This is a genomic window from Rhodococcus sp. NPDC076796 (genome assembly GCF_040702765.1).
In the GTDB taxonomy this organism is placed as follows: Bacteria; Actinomycetota; Actinomycetes; order Mycobacteriales; family Mycobacteriaceae; genus Rhodococcoides.
The window spans coordinates 63,716-78,396 of record NZ_JBFBMS010000014.1; the positions used below are offsets into that span (position 1 = coordinate 63,716).

The following is a 14,681-nucleotide window of genomic DNA, read 5'->3' on the forward strand; positions in this document are numbered from 1 at the left end:
AGCGCAGCGGAGCTCGATTCGGTGGACACCGCAGGTGGCCTGATCCGCCGGCCGGAACTCTCGGCCGGCGGACCCACCCCGGCCCCTACGCGGCTTCGCCGGTCCCGGCGTCCTCGACCTCGTCCGACCCGGCGGCCGTGTCATCGAGGGCGTCGGCCAGCTCGTGGACGGCGGTCAGCACGGCTTTCGCGGTGGCGGTGACCTGCTCGAGGTCTCCTGCGGCCCATCCGGCGATGTAGCCGACGCTGTAGGCGCTGGTGTCGAGTCCGAGCATCCCGGCCAGGACGTAGGCAACGGATTCGGCTTCGACTTCCATCCGGCCCCGGTGCAGGTCCTTGCGGGCCTCGGGGCCGATGAGGTCGGGTGCGTGCATGATCGCGTGCGCTGCCTCGTGGATCATCGTTTTCGCGGCCGCTGCGGGTTCGAGGGCTGCGTCGACGACGATCCGGTGGGAGCCGTCGGTGGTGGTGTAGCCGTTGGCGCTGCTGGCGATCGCTTCGCGGGTGACGGTCCAGCCGCGCCCGGTCATGATCGAGGCCACGCGGTCGTAGATCGCGTCCGGATCGGCACCGGTGAGGAGCTGGGCGATTTCCTCGGGCTGCGGGTGTCCCTCGATCGGGTCGGTTTGGGAGTGGTCGAACACCGACAGAATCGGGAACGTCGGCACCTTACGGGTTTCTTCGTCGCCGGTGTCGGGGTCGTTCTCGGTGACGGTGCGGGAGCTGTAGCCGTAGATCCGGATCGCCTTCTGACCTTTGCGGACCTGCCGTCCGCGTTGCTGCCAGGCACGGAATCCGGCGACCTGTGTTGCCTCGGGCTTCTGGGCGAGGATCAACAGGACGTTGTTGAAGCTGTAGGAGTGGAACGAGGCCACGTGGTCGAGGTACGCGCGCCAGGTGTCGGAGCTGGTCAGCTCGGCTACCTTGTCGGTGATCGAGGTGTGCAGTGATGCCGCCAGCTCGCGGCGTGCTTCGGCCTTGTCCGCTGCGCTGGTCTTGGTTCGTGTGGCCATGACTGGTGCCTCTCCCTCGTGACCGGTCCCCCGGCCTGCTGTGCCAATTTCTTTTCGCCGTCATCTGGCGTGAGGAGATACAGCAGCGCACGGGGACGACGGGGCAACGCCGCGGCCGGACAGTTTTCGTGGGAGCGGAGCGAGTGCGGGACGAAAAGTGTTCGGAGCCTTGGCCGTAGCAACGCGGAGCGAGGGGTTGAGCTGGCGGGCACGGGTGATGCAGGATCGCCGGGAGCCAGATGTGCGACAAGAAATTCGATGTCTTTTCACGGTGCGGAGCGCAGCGGAGTTCGGTTCGGTGGACGCCCGCAGGGTGGCCGGCACCGCCGGCAGGCGGAAGACCGATCGCTCGTCGACGCCGGCGGGGTGGCCACCTCCCGGCCGTGGAGCTCGCGGGGTGATTGTGCGGGAGCGACGGATCTCGACCCCGCGCGGTGTCATGGCAGTCGGCCTGTTCTGCTTATGCTCAGGCCAGTTTTCGCGCGTAGACGGAGGCGCATTCGATGGTGAAGCGACATGCTCGGGAACTGTCGGCTGCATTCCTGGATGGGTTTTGGCCGTCCATCGAGTGCCCTGTGTGTCAGAGCGGGGTGTTGCATGTACCGAAGAAGGCCGATAAGCCATCGGAGGACGATGGTCCTGTCCGATACAGATGGCGTCTGGACTCTTACGACGACCCGACGGATATCAAGGGTGTCTTCACGATGCACCTGCGGTGCACCAAGGGTGGTTGCGAGTCAGTCGTCGCGGTTTCCGGCGACATGTTCGTCGAATGGAATCGGCATTACGATCCCTGGGACCCTTCGACCTTTCACGTGACGTTCTACCAGGTTCGGAGCTTCTATCCCCCGGTTCTGGTCGCGGAGTACCCGGACGGCGTTCCCGACGTGGTGGCCGATCAGTTGCGCCGAGTAGGCGCTTTGGTCTGGATGGATGCACCGGCAGCGATGACAGCTGTGCGAAGCGCAGTAGAAGCGTTGATGACCGCGCAGGGAGTGTCCGCGACGACGCGCAACGACAAGTTCCGGAGCCTCGATGATCGGCTCGACGAGTTCGCCAAATCCGAGGAGGAATTGGCGCTTTTTTTGCGGGCGGCGAAGTGGGTCGGCAATGAAGGGACGCACGTTGCGTCGACGGTGACGGCAACGGATGTTCTGGACATGGTCGAGTACGTCGAGATCGCTCTCAGTGCACTGTATGCGCCTGACCGTGCTGCGGCTGTCGCCCGGGCTGGCCGGATCCTTGCTGCGAAACGCCTGGTGCCGTAGCCGGATGCCGTCGGCCATCGTCGACTATTCGTCCGCGGCTACGGCGCGCCAGTTCTGACAGTGCGATCGCCCGGGCAGCCTGTTCGGCCAGTTCGGCGGGTAGTGGTGGTCCGTCGATGGTTCGGATTCGCATAGTCGGTGATTGTGCCGTGGGGTACCGACAGTTCTGTTGTGCTGCAACGCGTTGCGGACGTAGGCCCGCAGGACGGCCGCGCTCGGTCTTCTGCTTCGGGGGTGTGGCAGGACGGAGCGCAGCGGAGTTCGATTCGGTGGCCGCCCGCAGGGTGGCCGTTTCTTCTGTGTGGTCGATTGCGTTGTTTCGGCGGCGTGCACGAATGACAAAGGCCCGTCCCCTGGTGGGGGGCGGGCCTTGTCTGGTTGATCGGTGGTCAGTCTGTGGGCGGCTTGGTGTCTTTGCCTGCGGCGACGTCGCGTAGCCACTGAGGGACGGGCTTCTTGTCGAATTCGCGGAGCTTGATCGAGGCTCCTGCGGCTGCGGCGCGGACCTTCCGGCGTTGCTCGGGGGTCCAGGCCCGGCGTGGTTCGGTGGTGGTCATGGGCGCTCCTCGCGGTGTGTTGTAGGTCCATTGTCGCTGTTGTCGTCGGTTTCCGCCAGGTCGTCGGTGTCGGAGGCGATATCCCGGTCTGCGATTGCTTGCAATGTGTCGCGGTCGGTCTTGGCGATGAAGGGGGTTGCGGCGACGGTGCCGAACACTGTCCAGCCGAGTGCGACTTCGTCGGGGTTGTCGCTGACGGTGCGTTCGAGGCACCAGGTGATGCGTTGCCAGGATTGGGAGCGGTTGTCGGCTCGGGTGCGTTGGTTGACGGTTCCGGCGACGCCGACGACGGCGAAGAGGCCGACTATGAGGGTGATCCAGGCTTGTGCTGGCACGGGCCGAGTTCCTTTCCTGTGGTGGGTTCGATGTGCGGCGGGGTGTGGGTGGAGCTCCTGCCGGGTCGGTTGGCACCTTAGGCCACCCGTCCCGGCGGCAGCCTGCTACCGCTGGGGGTGTTCGGCTCGCTGTTCGGCGAGGGTGGCGGTCTCGCGGCCGATGGCCCATGCGGCTTCGTCGTAGCCGGGGAGCTGGTTGATGACGGCCGTTTCGAGGGCAGCGCAGAAGTGGTGGGCTTCGGTGCCGGTCCAATCGCTGGTTTCGCCTGCTTGGTAGCGGTAGCAGTTGAGGGCTTTCAGTACCTCGACGGGCGTCCGCCAGGCACGGGGCGGGGTGTAGGTGTAGAGCTTGAGGTCGTCGTCGCTGTAGCGGTGGTTCACGCTGGCGGTGTTCTGGTCGAGGAGCATCTGCCCGATTGCGTCGACGCTGGCGCGGGTGAGGGTGCGGGTGCGGGTGTTCGGGTTGTTGGGCGAGTGTCCTGCGCTGACGCCGTTTCCGGTGGTGGCTTCGATGGGGAGGCGGCCGTCTGCGGGTGCGGGGATCTCCCACCGTAGGGGCTTGTGTTCGATGGTCAGTCCGGCGGTGAGTAGGACTGCGATGTGTTCGTTGGTGACGGTGAATGCGCTCATGGTGTGGGCCTCTCCCCTACTGGTGTGGTGACCGAGCCGGTGCCTGCTCTGCCAATTTCTTTTCGCCGTCATCTGGCGTGAGGAGATACAGCAGCGCACGGGGACGACGGGGCAACGCCGCGGCCGGACAGTTTTCGTGGGAGCGGAGCGAGTACGGGACGAAAAGTGTTCGGAGCCTTGGCCGTAGCAACGCGGAGCGAGGGGTTGAGCTGGCGGGCACGGGTGATGCAGGATCGCCGGGAGCCAGATGTGCGACAAGAAATTCGATGTCTTTTCACGGTGCGGAGCGCAGCGGAGTTCGGTTCGGGGGACGCCCGCAGGGTGGCCGGCACCGCCGGCAGGCGGGATGCATCACGCGCGTCGACGCCGGCGGGGTGGCCACCTCCCGGCCGTGGAGCTCGCGGGGTGATTGTGCGGGAGCGACGGAGACCGACCACGCTCGGTTTCGCGGTAGCTCTAGTCTTTCGACTCAACGGCAGGTGGCCAGTCTTTCGGTGTCACATAGGCTGGTTGAGCGGCCGGTTCCTCGTATTGGATTGGGAAGTCCCAATCGAAACAGACGTTCTTCCACGCCCGTGGCCGGACGAACGAGGTCTTTTCGCCCGTGAACACGGTTCGATTGAAAACTGTCTGCCCGGCGTGGAACCCCGCGAAGTAGAACGATGCCAGTTTGCTGTGGAATCCCGCGACGGCAAAATTGGTCAGCAACTTGCTGTGGAAGTTCGCCTCGTCGAACTTGGTATACAAGCTGCGAAATTGCGTCGCCCAGAACGACGTTTCTGGACTGTAGAAATGCGCTTGGTTGAACGAGGTTTGCACCCCGTGGAATTGTGCCTCGGAAAACGTCGTCAGCGACGTGCTGCGGAAGTGCGCACCCGAGAATGAAGCCTGGATGCTGCAACGGAACGTCGTTGCCACAAAAGATGTTTCGTCGCCGACGAACACCGCTCGGCCGAACGTTGTCTCCTCACAGGCAAAGTTTGCCTTGTCGAATTTCGTGTGCACACTCCGGAATGTCACCCCTTTGAATGACGTCTTTTCTCCGTAAAAGTGGGCGTTCGAGAAGTCCGTAGTTCCATTGAAGTCGGATCCTGCGAAGTCGGCGTTGTGGAAGTAGGCACCGGTGAGGTCGTAGTCGTAGTTGCTCCAATTGTGGTGGTGGTCGGGTTGGAGGTGCGCAGCGATGGTGCGGGTGATGGCTCGTCGGACGTTCAGGTCGTCGCGGGGGTGTTCATGGGTTTCGTCGGTGTAGTTGTATTTCGTGTGATGCGTTCGGGTGGTGCTGCTGCGTAGGTTGGGACTGTGGGCCGGTGGCGTGTACGGGCGGACAAGATAGCCGCAAAGGTAGTTGATGCAGGTTTGAGCGTCTGTATATCTCTCGCGGTCGATCCAGTCCTCCGTGAGTGCTTCGAGGGCATAGACGCCGGCGAGTCTGACTTCCGGAGATGGGTTGGCGAATTGTGCTGTAGCGGTGACGAATCGGCGGCGTAGCTCTTGTAGGTCCGCTCGATTGTGGGATCGGTCGGCGTGGCGTGCGTTGCTGGTTCGGGTGAGGTGTGTGCCGGTGTAGGCAATGGCCGCGGCCGCCACGACGAAGAATCCGCCAATGACGGTTCCGTGTCCGGGGGTGATGTTCTGACGCAGGTACCAGGACCAGGCGGCGGGCACCGCGACGACTAGGGCTGCCCATTCCTTCGGGGCAACAGCGATAACACAGATCAGCAATAGCAGGCCGACCAGTATTGCAGTAAGTCGTCGGATTGACTTTCCGGGCCGCGCGGCGGCGGGGATGGCGTTCTTGCTGCTCACAGCTGTGAAGGTAGCGCAGAAATGGCGTGGCCGTGTACCCGATTCTGTGGTTTGCCGATAGCGGCTCGAACGCAGAAAATTGTTCCGTTAAGGGTGACGAGTGGCATCGAGGTGCCGGTAGAGGGTGGCTCGGCCAATTCCGAGCACGGTTGCGATTTCAGTTTTTGGTGTTCCGTCGTCGAGCATGCGGCGGATATGACGGGCTTTGTCGGCGTCGATTTTCGATGGCTGCCCGCCGATGCGGCCGCGGGCTCGTGCAGCGGCGAGGCCGGCCATTGTGCGTTCTTTGACGAGGTCTCGTTCGAATTCGGCGAGGGAGCCGAAGATGTTGTAGGTCAGGCGTCCTCCGACTGTCGAGGTGTCGATCCCTTCGGTGAGACTGCGCAGTGTTGCGCCTTTGGTTTCGATGAGGTTGACGGTTTCGATGAGGTGACTCAGGGAGCGGCCGAGACGATCGAGTCGCCATACTGCGACGACGTCGCCGGCGCGGATGCTATCGAGGAGCAGCTGCAACTGAGGTCGGTCCTTGTCCGCTCCAGACGCGACTTCTTCCCAGACCCGGAAACAGCCGGCGGCTGTCAATGCGTCTCTCTGCAGATCCAGCGACTGATCGGTGGTCGAGACCCTCATGTATCCCAAAATGGCGCTCACGAGGATGACTGTCTCAGAAACGGCCGACAAGGCACAGGCGACGCGTCAGACCTTGAGACGGGTTTCTGAGACACATCACGATTGAGTCTCGAATATTGATCCTGTCAGTTTCAGAAGACGACTGCACTGTGTCAGAAGTGGACTGCACTAGAGGGTCGACTAAGTCGCCATAGCTTAAAGAGTGATGTCCACAATCTCGTTGACGTAGCCAGCAGCCGTCTCACCGACAAACGGAATCAGAGTGAGCGGCGCGAGCGAGTGCTACGGAATCCTCCGATAAGAGGGCGAGTTACCCCCGGGGCGCGGTTCGGGTTCGTTCGATCTTTCGAATAACTGAGCACGGGTTTCATACACCGTCACTATGGCTGGATGTGGATCGCGCATAGCGGCGCTTGACGTCCGAATCCACCGAACCGGCCATGCCGTTCGGATAGGTGACGGGCCGCGGAGCAGAGGCAGCTGCGGTCGTTGTGGTCGCGCCCTTCCGCTCAATCTGACGTGGGGTCGCCGCGGATGAAGGTCTCTTCGTGTTCGCGGGACAGCCGAGCGGCCCTTTCGGCATCGCCCGCACCGAGCGCTTCGAGTATTACTTGGTGCTGTTCCGTGCTGGCACCCATGTCGAATCCTGGTGCCAATACGAGTTGAGCGGTTCGACCTTCGATCGACAGATGCTCCCACGTCGACAGCAGTGTGCTGTTGCCGGAGGCCGCGACGATGAGCCGATGGAATGCCATAGCGTGCGCGACCCATGCTCGACCGTTCGCGGCGACGGCGGCGGAGCGCATACCGTCGACTTCATCGGCAATGCGGTCCACCGCCATGCCGCGACCGGCTGCAAGTCGTGCTGCTGTCTCTTCCAGTGCTGCGCGCACCACTGACACCTCATCGAGCTCGTCCTGGTCGACCCGTCTGACTCGGCACCCGCGGTGGGCTTCGAAGACCACCAGGCCCATTCCGGCCAACTGCCGAAGAGCTTCACGGACGGGACCTTGGCTCACGCCGAGCTCACGAGCGATCCGCGTCTCGATCAACCGATCTCCTGGCGAGTACGTGCCATCGGCTATTCGTTCCCACAGCAGATCTTTGATCTGTTCGGGCAGACCGGTCACCGTGACGCCCTGCCCTGTCTTTGACCGAGCATCCGTCGACTCCGAGGGGACTTTCACATGTACGATCATAAATGATCGATCATTTATGATCCACCGATAATTGAGAGGACGCACCGATGAGTATTCGATTGGGCGATACAGCTCCGGATTTCACCGCCGCTACAACCACAGGAACGATCTCCTTCCACGAATGGCTGGGAGACTCGTGGGGAATGCTGTTCTCCCACCCCGGTGACTTCACGCCCGTATGCACAACCGAACTCGGTGCGGCAGCGCGGCTGAAACCTGAGTTCGACCGACGTGGAGTCAAGCTACTCGGCCTCTCTGTGGACTCGGTGGATTCGCATCTGGCATGGGAAGGCGATGTCGGTCAAACGCAAGGCACAGCAGTGAATTTCCCGATGATCGCAGACACCGATCGCGCAGTCTCCGAGCTCTACGACATGATTCACCCGAGCGCCAGCGCGGCGGCCACCGTACGTTCGGTGTTCGTCATCGCCCCGGACAAGTCGATACAGCTGATCCTCACTTATCCGATGTCCACCGGCCGCAACTTCACGGAAATTCTGCGCGCGATCGACAGCTTGCAACTGACCTACGGTCAGCCAGTGGCTACGCCCGCCGACTGGCAGCCGGGTCAAGACGTGATCATCGGACTGGGCGTTTCCGACGACGAGGCAACAACACGGTTCCCCGGATATCGAACCTTGAAGCCTTATCTGCGGTTGACCGCGCAGCCCTGACCAGGGCACCCGTTCACACTGTTACCCCCCGGGGTACAGTGAAGTGACTCACAGCTTCGTCGACGCGTCGGGTTGTCCGACCCTGCGGTGGTCAGCGGTGGTCAACAGCGGAAAGGCGTGAATCAGTGAATTCGTCGGACTGGGATGCTCGGTACAGCAGCGTCGAGCATCCGTGGGGGTCGGCCCCGGCGGCTGCCCTGTCTGCGCGGTTTGCGGAGCTGCCCCCTGGCCGGGCGGTCGATCTGGGGTGCGGGGACGGGCGCCACGCTCGATGGTTGGGCGACGCGGGGTGGACGGTGAATGCTGTCGATTTTTCTTCTGTGGCAATCGAACTCGCACGCAGCGGCGGGGAGGACCGGTCGATCGACTACACCGTTGCCGACGTGCGGGCCTGGGAGCCGCCCGGCCCGGTGGATCTGGTGGCCATCGGCTTCCTGCATCTACCGGTCGACGAGTTGGTTGCCGTCCTTGCCGGTGCAGGAAGTTGGCTCGCACCGGGTGGACGGCTGTTGTATCTCGGTCATGCGCTCGAGAACTTCACTCACGGAGTCGGGGGCCCACCCGATCCGTCGATCCTGCCCGCCATCGACGACCTCGCCCGCGCCGCGAGCGGACTGCAGGTCCACGAACTGGGACACCTGGTCCGCCCTGTCGGTGAGGGTCGGGCCATCGATGTCCTTCTCCATGCACAGCCGTGGGGCACCGCAGCTCACCGTGATCTGAAGAACGGAACTTTCGCGTGACCGATCATCCGACTCCCCTGCGTGTGGTGTTCGCCGTCAACACCACACCCACCGTGGTGGTGCGGGCGATCCACAACCTTCTCGATGCTGCGACCGAGCCGGTGATGATCGAAGTCGTGTGCTTCGGACCGGGTCTCGATGCGGCCCTGCGCTGTTCGGATATTTCCCTGGAGATGCGGGCGTTGATCGATTCGGCCTCCATCACGGTGAAAGCATGCCGCAACAGTCTGGAGGGCAGAGGGCTCGGTGACGACGATCTGCTGATGGGTGTCGAAGTGGTTCCCGCTGCAGTGCTCCATCTCGCTCGACGTCAGCGAGATGGGTGGTCACAGCTCTACGCCTGACATCACATCCCCGCTCCAGTGTCGTAGGCACATCGTCTCAGGGCGTTCGGTTCTCGCGTTCACCGAGCTCGGAGGACTCGGCTGCGGTGTCACGGCCTCGACCACGGACGATGCGCACCGCCAGGACTGCGATGATCACCAGCACTGCGATCAGGAGCACTGCGGTGTTCGGTACCGCGTCGGCCACATCGCTGATCCAGACCTGCAGCGAGTACTGACTGTCGACCCCCATGACGCCGCCGAGGTTCGCTGTGCCCTCCGTGAGCAGGAACAGCACTCCGATACCGATGAAAAGTACCCCCGATATCAGAGACGTCGTATGCGTCTTCAGCGGTCCTATGCTGATTTCCTTGCCGCGCAACCACGTTCGTGATCCGAGCGAGAATCGGTCCCATACCAGCGCCAGCACGAACAGGGGTATCACCATCCCCGCTGCGTAGAGTGCCATGAGCACTCCGCCGTATGCGGCCTGACCGCCGGCGACGGCAACGGTCAGGACCGCGCCGAGCAGGGGTCCCGAGCAGAACCCTGCGAGCCCGTAGACCGCGCCGAGGGCGAAGACCGATCCGGTGGAGGAGACGTCGATGCGCGCGGCTGCTCTCTGAGCGGACCCCAGCGCGAAGCCGCGACCGACGATGATCATCACTCCGAGGGCGATGATGACCACGCCGCCGATCATCGTGGTGACCTCGCGATACCGGGTGATCGCCGAGCCGATGGCACCGACTCCGGCACCGAGAGGAACCAGAACCGCTGCCAGACCGAGGTAGAAGATCCCGGTGCGGCCGGCGAGCTTGCCGGCCCCGTCGAAGGCGTACGCGAAGAAGGAAGGGAGCAGCAGGGCCGAGCATGGACTGAGAAGTGCCAGCAGCCCGCCGAGAAATGCTCCGAGAAGTCCGATCTGCGACATCGCGGGCCGCCCTACGCGCCGGCTGCTGTGTCGATCAGATCGACGAATTCCGAGAACGGTTGCGCGCCCAGAACCGGATCACCGTTGATCGAGAACGCCGGAGTGGCCGGGATACCCAGCGACTGCGCTTCGGTGGAGTCGGCGGTGATCGCGGCATCGAATGCGGTGCCGGTGGCGTCGGCGGTGAACCGAGCCAGATCCGGTACCCCGGCCTGTTGCGCGTAGCTTTGCAGCGTCTCCAGTGTCAGGTCCGCGTGACCGGTCTCGGGTGCATCGGCGTAGACGGCGCGGGTGAACTCCCAGAACTTGCCCTGGGCGGCGGCGGCGCGTCCGGCCCGGGCAGCATCGAATGATTGTTGCCCGAAAATGGGTAGATCTCGCCATTCGATGCGCAGGGTGCCGGTATCGACGTATCGATCGATCAGCTGCGGCTCGGTTTCCCGGCTGAACTGGGCGCAGAACGGACACCGAAAGTCCGAGAAGGCGATCATCACCACCGGGGCGTCGACGTCGCCGAGGGCCATCGGATCATCGGGCTCGCGGTGCGCCAGATCGCCGAGCGGTCCCATCACCGGCGGGCCGCTCGCGCTGCTCGACCCGGCGTCCGGTGCCGCCTCCGACTGCTCGCCGTCACCTGTCGTTCCGAGCACGAGAGCTCCCACGAGCACGGCCGCCACCACCACGGCGATGGCCAGGAGCACAAGGTCTCGTCGGCGAGTGGAGCGAGATGTCGAAGTCATGCAATACCTTTCGGCAGTCGGCAATACTGGCAGCGATACCCATCTGGGTATAGCCTCACAGTGTCACCCTACTCACACAACTACAACCCGTAGGAGATCCTCGCTGATGACCGAGCCCGCCACGTCCGACCGCCTCGACGTCGAAACCGCAGGCCGTTCCGATGACGAGGTGGTTGCCCAGTTCTCTCGGTACCGGCGTTGGGGGATGCGGGCGGCACGCGGCACTCTCGCCGGTGCGGTCACGGTGTTGGTGGTCGGCATTCCCACCGACATCATCGACACGCCCGTCTTCGGCCGTGAAGTGCCGGTGCGGGCATGGGAGCTTCCGGTTCTGCTGGCCACGGCCCTGTTGACCGCACTGTGGTTCGGGATCGACAAACCCGCGCGGGTCGAGCGGACCGGCACACCCGCCGCCCTCGGTGTCGCATTGACCTTCTTCGCCGTCGGATGTCCGGTGTGCAACAAGCTGGTACTTCTCGCGCTCGGCACCTCGGGTGCACTGGGACTGTGGGCCCCGATCCAGCCGTTCCTGGCGGGGGTATCACTGACGATGTTGACCGCTGCCGTGATCGTGCGATGGCACAAGCGTGACTGCACCGCAGCGTCCTGCGCGGCATGATCGAGTATCGGTGGACCCACGCGGACCACTGTGAGTGACCACCACCCCCATCGATCGAAAGGAACCGAACGAACTATGACCGAATTGGCCATCGGCACCCGAGTGGACATGCCGTTCGAGGAAACTGTCGATGCAACCCGTGAAGCACTCGCCGAACAGGGGTTCGGAGTGCTCACCGAGATCGACATGCAGGCGACGTTGAAGAGCAAGATCGACGCCGACATCGAACGCTACGTCATTCTCGGAGCCTGCAATCCGCAGTTGGCGAAGGCTGCGATCGACACCGATCGGCAGGTGGGGTTGCTGCTGCCGTGCAACGTGGTGGTGCGAGCCGACGGCAGCAGCACCATCGTCGAAGCGATGAACCCCCAGGTGATGGTGGGGCTCTCGGATGCAGCGGGCCTGGCCGAGGTCGCCGACCGGGCCACTGCACTGCTGCAGAGCGCAATCATGGCACTCGGCGGAGACAGCACCACCACATAGATGGGTGCGCACCGTATCGGCAGAGCGGCGGCGGTGATCGGGACCGTTGCACTGTGCGCAGTCGCGCTGGTGTCGGGGTGCAGTTCCTCGCCTGCTCGAGACGTCACGGGCACCGATCCGGCGGCGCACCCGTCGTCGCCGTCCGCGCCGCCGGCGGGCTTCGGAGACACGGCCCTGTGGTCGATCCCGTTCCTGTCGCAGCCTCACATCGTCGAGGACGGGTTCGTCGGAATCGTCGACTCCTCGGACGCATCCGGTTCGCACCGGGTGCAGGTACTCGACGACGCCGGCACACCACGATTCGGCGTGGACGTACCCGCCGATCGCGACGAGTTCGCGGTCACCAGCACACACAACCGTGAGCTGTTGATCACCGAGGACATCGATGATTCCGGTTCGGGGGCACCGGCCACGATGACCGCCCGCGATACCCGCACCGGCGACCTCGTATGGGGTCCGGTCTCCACTGCAGGCTGCCTGACCGGGTCCGGGCTGCTGATCGACGCCGACTGCTCGCAGACAGCAAAGCCCGCGGCCGTGGCCGCCATCTCGGCAACCGACGGACACCGCACCGACCTGACGGGTGCGATCTCCGAATCCGGTGGATACGCGGTCACCGTCGACGGCGACACAGCGCATGTCGTGACCGCAGATACCGGCAACATCGCCTGGTCCACCGACACTCTCACCCCGCCCCCCGCAGCGATCCCCGGGAGCGCACGATTCGTCGCTACCGCCGGCAATGCAGTGGTCGTGGCATGGACGATCCCGACCCGTCCCGAACCGATCCAGGCGGTCTATCGCCTCTCCGATGCCGAGATCCGATGGATCAGCGGTAGCCGCAGTCCGATGGTGGTGACCGCCGACAGCAGTAGCGGGGCGACGATGATCACCACCGCAGACCTCACAGACGACGGAATCGCTGTCCTGTTCGAGCAGTACGGCACCCGAGGTTTCACCGCCGATCAATTTCCCGGTGCCGACCGCTTCGCTCTGGTCGGCGGCATCGTCTACGGCGCGTCGGACTCGGGGGTGACCGCCATCGATGCGACCTCCGGCCGCGTCACCGGCACATCACCGAGTGCAGCGCCGACAGCAGTGACCTCGAACGGTGTCGCATTGGCCCAGAGCAACGACGGGTACACCGCATTCAAGGTGATCCCCCATTTCTGAGCTGCCCGCCCGCGCGCCCCGTTCAGGACGTCTTGGGTCGACCTCGAAGATCGACGGAGAACAACGGCCCGAGCAGACACACGTTGATCACCCCGGTCAGAACGAAGACGCCGCCGATCACTCCCACCACGATGCCCCCGACACCGCCGAGTACGACGGCGACCACGATCAGAGCAATTCCCACCACGATGCGCAGTGCGCGCCCGGCAGTACTGCGCATGAATTCGACGAACGACATGATGATTCCAGTTCTGTAGAGGGACTTTCACTGTTGGACGGGCGAGAACGCCGAAGTGGACCAATCGGCGGCTCCTCGCGCGAACAGCCCAGCCCCAGCCCCGACCTCGACAGTGCGGCATACGACGAGCGCTTCGCGCGCGATCTGATCGACCAGGGCACGACTCTTCGTCGCTTCGCAGCCGCGATGACACGATCACCGGCCGATACCGACGATCTGGTGCAGGACGTCCTCGAACGCGCGTGGCGCAACCGGAGAACGTTTCGATCCGAATCGGCGCTCTCGACGTGGCTGTATCGAATCGCGATCAATCGTGCCCGCGATGTGGCCGCACGCGCGGAGAATCAGCGCACCGAACCGTCGGGCACGGGCGAGAACGATGGACCGATCAGCGATCTCGAGCATCCCGAGACGGTGGCGCAGGCGCTGAGCGATCGGTCCACGGTGCGAGCGGCGCTGGCGACGTTGACCGTCGAGGATCGAATGGTCCTGGCACTGCACGACGGCGAGGGCTGGACGGCGACACAGATCGGTGCGGTCGGCGCGCTCACCACCGCGGCGGTGTACAAGCGCATCCACCGCGCACGGGTGAAGCTGCTACGCGCCCTCGACGACGGTCCCGCACACCCGCGAAACGACTCCCAGGCATGCAGGCGCACACTCGCCGCGGCATCGGACTACCTGGACGGGCGTCTCGATGTCGACGCCTCGGCCCGCATCGATGCGCACCTGCGGCAGTGTCGCCGGTGCCCACCCATCGCACAGGCCCTGATCGGTATCAAGACCGCACTCGGCCTGCGGCCGTGGACCAGCGCGGTACCCGAACAGTTCGTCTACGACGTCGCCCGCTTGGGCGGACCCCTGCCCGCCGCGAGGACCGATCACCCCCGACACCCTCAATCGGATACCCCATAGGGTATATTGGGGCGTGATTCGTCGACCGAGGGAGAGACTCATGTGCAGGGCTGTCACGTGCAAGAAATGCGGAAAAACGACGTGGGCGGGATGTGGTCAACACGTCGATCAGGTGATGCGGGGCGTTCCGGCGTCCAATCGCTGCAAGGGGCACGACTCCGATCCGAAGTCACCGGGATTGTTCTCCCGCATGTTCTCCAAGAAGTAGATCGCGGTCCGCAGCCCTGGTCCTGCCGGGGCTGCGACCCGAGTCGTATTTCTTCGCGATCTCGGTTGTCGCGGTCCCGGTCTTCGTGGTCTCGCCCGTCGCGGCGTCGACCGGTCGGACCGTGCATGCGCAGGTCCGCATCGTAGTGAACGAACAGTCCCCACCCGATCAGGTGCAACACCACGACCACACGT

The 14,681-nt window shown here is 64.0% G+C and carries 18 protein-coding genes; 8 read left to right on the forward strand and 10 right to left on the reverse strand.

Annotated features, from left to right (window positions below; all coding sequences use genetic code 11):
- Nucleotides 1–85: 85 nt before the first annotated feature.
- Nucleotides 86–1,012, reverse strand: a complete 927-nt coding sequence (locus AB0366_RS25200; RefSeq protein ID WP_366246408.1) for an ArdC-like ssDNA-binding domain-containing protein — start codon at nt 1,010–1,012, stop codon at nt 86–88.
- An 815-nt stretch (nt 1,013–1,827) separates the two neighbouring features.
- Between AB0366_RS25200 and AB0366_RS25205 the strand changes: the two genes are divergently transcribed.
- A complete protein-coding gene (locus tag AB0366_RS25205; RefSeq protein WP_366246409.1) occupies nt 1,828–2,280 on the forward strand; it encodes a DUF4145 domain-containing protein in 453 nt (150 codons plus the stop codon).
- 389 nt (nt 2,281–2,669) lie between these two features.
- Here the strand turns inward: AB0366_RS25205 and AB0366_RS25210 are convergent, their stop codons facing one another.
- The 6 genes from AB0366_RS25210 to AB0366_RS25235 form a co-directional block, all read right to left on the reverse strand.
- Nucleotides 2,670–2,837, reverse strand: a complete 168-nt coding sequence (locus tag AB0366_RS25210) for a hypothetical protein (protein WP_170945392.1) — start codon at nt 2,835–2,837, stop codon at nt 2,670–2,672.
- Nucleotides 2,834–3,172, reverse strand: coding sequence for a hypothetical protein (locus AB0366_RS25215; RefSeq protein WP_094653557.1), 339 nt, complete (start codon nt 3,170–3,172; stop codon nt 2,834–2,836). The genes AB0366_RS25210 and AB0366_RS25215 overlap by 4 nt, the downstream gene beginning before the upstream one ends.
- Before the next feature lie 105 nt (nt 3,173–3,277).
- Nucleotides 3,278–3,802 carry a hypothetical protein gene (locus AB0366_RS25220; protein ID WP_094653556.1) on the reverse strand — a complete coding sequence of 175 codons (525 nt, stop codon included), beginning with the start codon at nt 3,800–3,802 and terminating at the stop codon, nt 3,278–3,280.
- A 456-nt stretch (nt 3,803–4,258) separates the two neighbouring features.
- The gene (locus tag AB0366_RS25225; protein WP_366246410.1) at nt 4,259–5,611 is read right to left on the reverse strand and encodes a pentapeptide repeat-containing protein; all 1,353 of its coding nucleotides are present in this window, start codon (nt 5,609–5,611) and stop codon (nt 4,259–4,261) included.
- Between the two features lie 87 nt (nt 5,612–5,698).
- A complete protein-coding gene (locus tag AB0366_RS25230; RefSeq protein WP_366246411.1) occupies nt 5,699–6,262 on the reverse strand; it encodes a recombinase family protein in 564 nt (187 codons plus the stop codon).
- Nucleotides 6,263–6,750: 488 nt separating this feature from the next.
- Nucleotides 6,751–7,371, reverse strand: a complete 621-nt coding sequence (locus AB0366_RS25235) for a GntR family transcriptional regulator (protein WP_317798555.1) — start codon at nt 7,369–7,371, stop codon at nt 6,751–6,753.
- 116 nt (nt 7,372–7,487) lie between these two features.
- Here AB0366_RS25235 and AB0366_RS25240 point away from each other — a divergent pair, with 116 nt between their 5' ends.
- The 3 genes from AB0366_RS25240 (at nt 7,488) to AB0366_RS25250 (ending at nt 9,201) form a co-directional block, all read left to right on the forward strand.
- Nucleotides 7,488–8,114, forward strand: coding sequence for a peroxiredoxin (locus tag AB0366_RS25240; protein ID WP_166810359.1), 627 nt, complete (start codon nt 7,488–7,490; stop codon nt 8,112–8,114).
- A 125-nt stretch (nt 8,115–8,239) separates the two neighbouring features.
- The gene (locus tag AB0366_RS25245) at nt 8,240–8,857 is read left to right on the forward strand and encodes a class I SAM-dependent methyltransferase (RefSeq protein ID WP_366246412.1); all 618 of its coding nucleotides are present in this window, start codon (nt 8,240–8,242) and stop codon (nt 8,855–8,857) included.
- On the forward strand, nt 8,854–9,201 hold the full coding sequence (locus tag AB0366_RS25250; RefSeq protein ID WP_366246413.1) for a DsrE family protein: 348 nt from the start codon (nt 8,854–8,856) through the stop codon (nt 9,199–9,201). The genes AB0366_RS25245 and AB0366_RS25250 overlap by 4 nt, the downstream gene beginning before the upstream one ends.
- Nucleotides 9,202–9,238: 37 nt before the next feature.
- Here the strand turns inward: AB0366_RS25250 and AB0366_RS25255 are convergent, their stop codons facing one another.
- Together AB0366_RS25255 and AB0366_RS25260 are read right to left on the reverse strand one after the other, a co-directional pair.
- Nucleotides 9,239–10,111: a cytochrome c biogenesis CcdA family protein gene (locus tag AB0366_RS25255; RefSeq protein ID WP_366246414.1), complete on the reverse strand. Its 873-nt coding sequence runs from the start codon at nt 10,109–10,111 to the stop codon at nt 9,239–9,241.
- Between the two features lie 11 nt (nt 10,112–10,122).
- Nucleotides 10,123–10,851, reverse strand: a complete 729-nt coding sequence (locus AB0366_RS25260; protein ID WP_366246415.1) for a thioredoxin domain-containing protein — start codon at nt 10,849–10,851, stop codon at nt 10,123–10,125.
- A 106-nt stretch (nt 10,852–10,957) separates the two neighbouring features.
- On the opposite strand from AB0366_RS25260, the gene AB0366_RS25265 reads away from it, so the two are divergent.
- The 3 genes from AB0366_RS25265 (at nt 10,958) to AB0366_RS25275 (ending at nt 13,126) form a co-directional block, all read left to right on the forward strand.
- Nucleotides 10,958–11,470, forward strand: coding sequence for a hypothetical protein (locus AB0366_RS25265; protein WP_366246416.1), 513 nt, complete (start codon nt 10,958–10,960; stop codon nt 11,468–11,470).
- 75 nt (nt 11,471–11,545) lie between these two features.
- Nucleotides 11,546–11,953 carry a DUF302 domain-containing protein gene (locus tag AB0366_RS25270; protein WP_366246417.1) on the forward strand — a complete coding sequence of 136 codons (408 nt, stop codon included), beginning with the start codon at nt 11,546–11,548 and terminating at the stop codon, nt 11,951–11,953.
- Nucleotides 11,954–13,126, forward strand: a complete 1,173-nt coding sequence (locus AB0366_RS25275) for a hypothetical protein (RefSeq protein ID WP_366246418.1) — start codon at nt 11,954–11,956, stop codon at nt 13,124–13,126.
- 22 nt (nt 13,127–13,148) lie between these two features.
- Here the strand turns inward: AB0366_RS25275 and AB0366_RS25280 are convergent, their stop codons facing one another.
- Nucleotides 13,149–13,364 carry a YgaP-like transmembrane domain gene (locus tag AB0366_RS25280; RefSeq protein WP_006898201.1) on the reverse strand — a complete coding sequence of 72 codons (216 nt, stop codon included), beginning with the start codon at nt 13,362–13,364 and terminating at the stop codon, nt 13,149–13,151.
- A gap of 33 nt (nt 13,365–13,397) precedes the next feature.
- On the opposite strand from AB0366_RS25280, the gene AB0366_RS25285 reads away from it, so the two are divergent.
- Nucleotides 13,398–14,279, forward strand: coding sequence for a sigma-70 family RNA polymerase sigma factor (locus AB0366_RS25285; protein ID WP_366246419.1), 882 nt, complete (start codon nt 13,398–13,400; stop codon nt 14,277–14,279).
- Nucleotides 14,280–14,681: the final 402 nt, after the last annotated feature.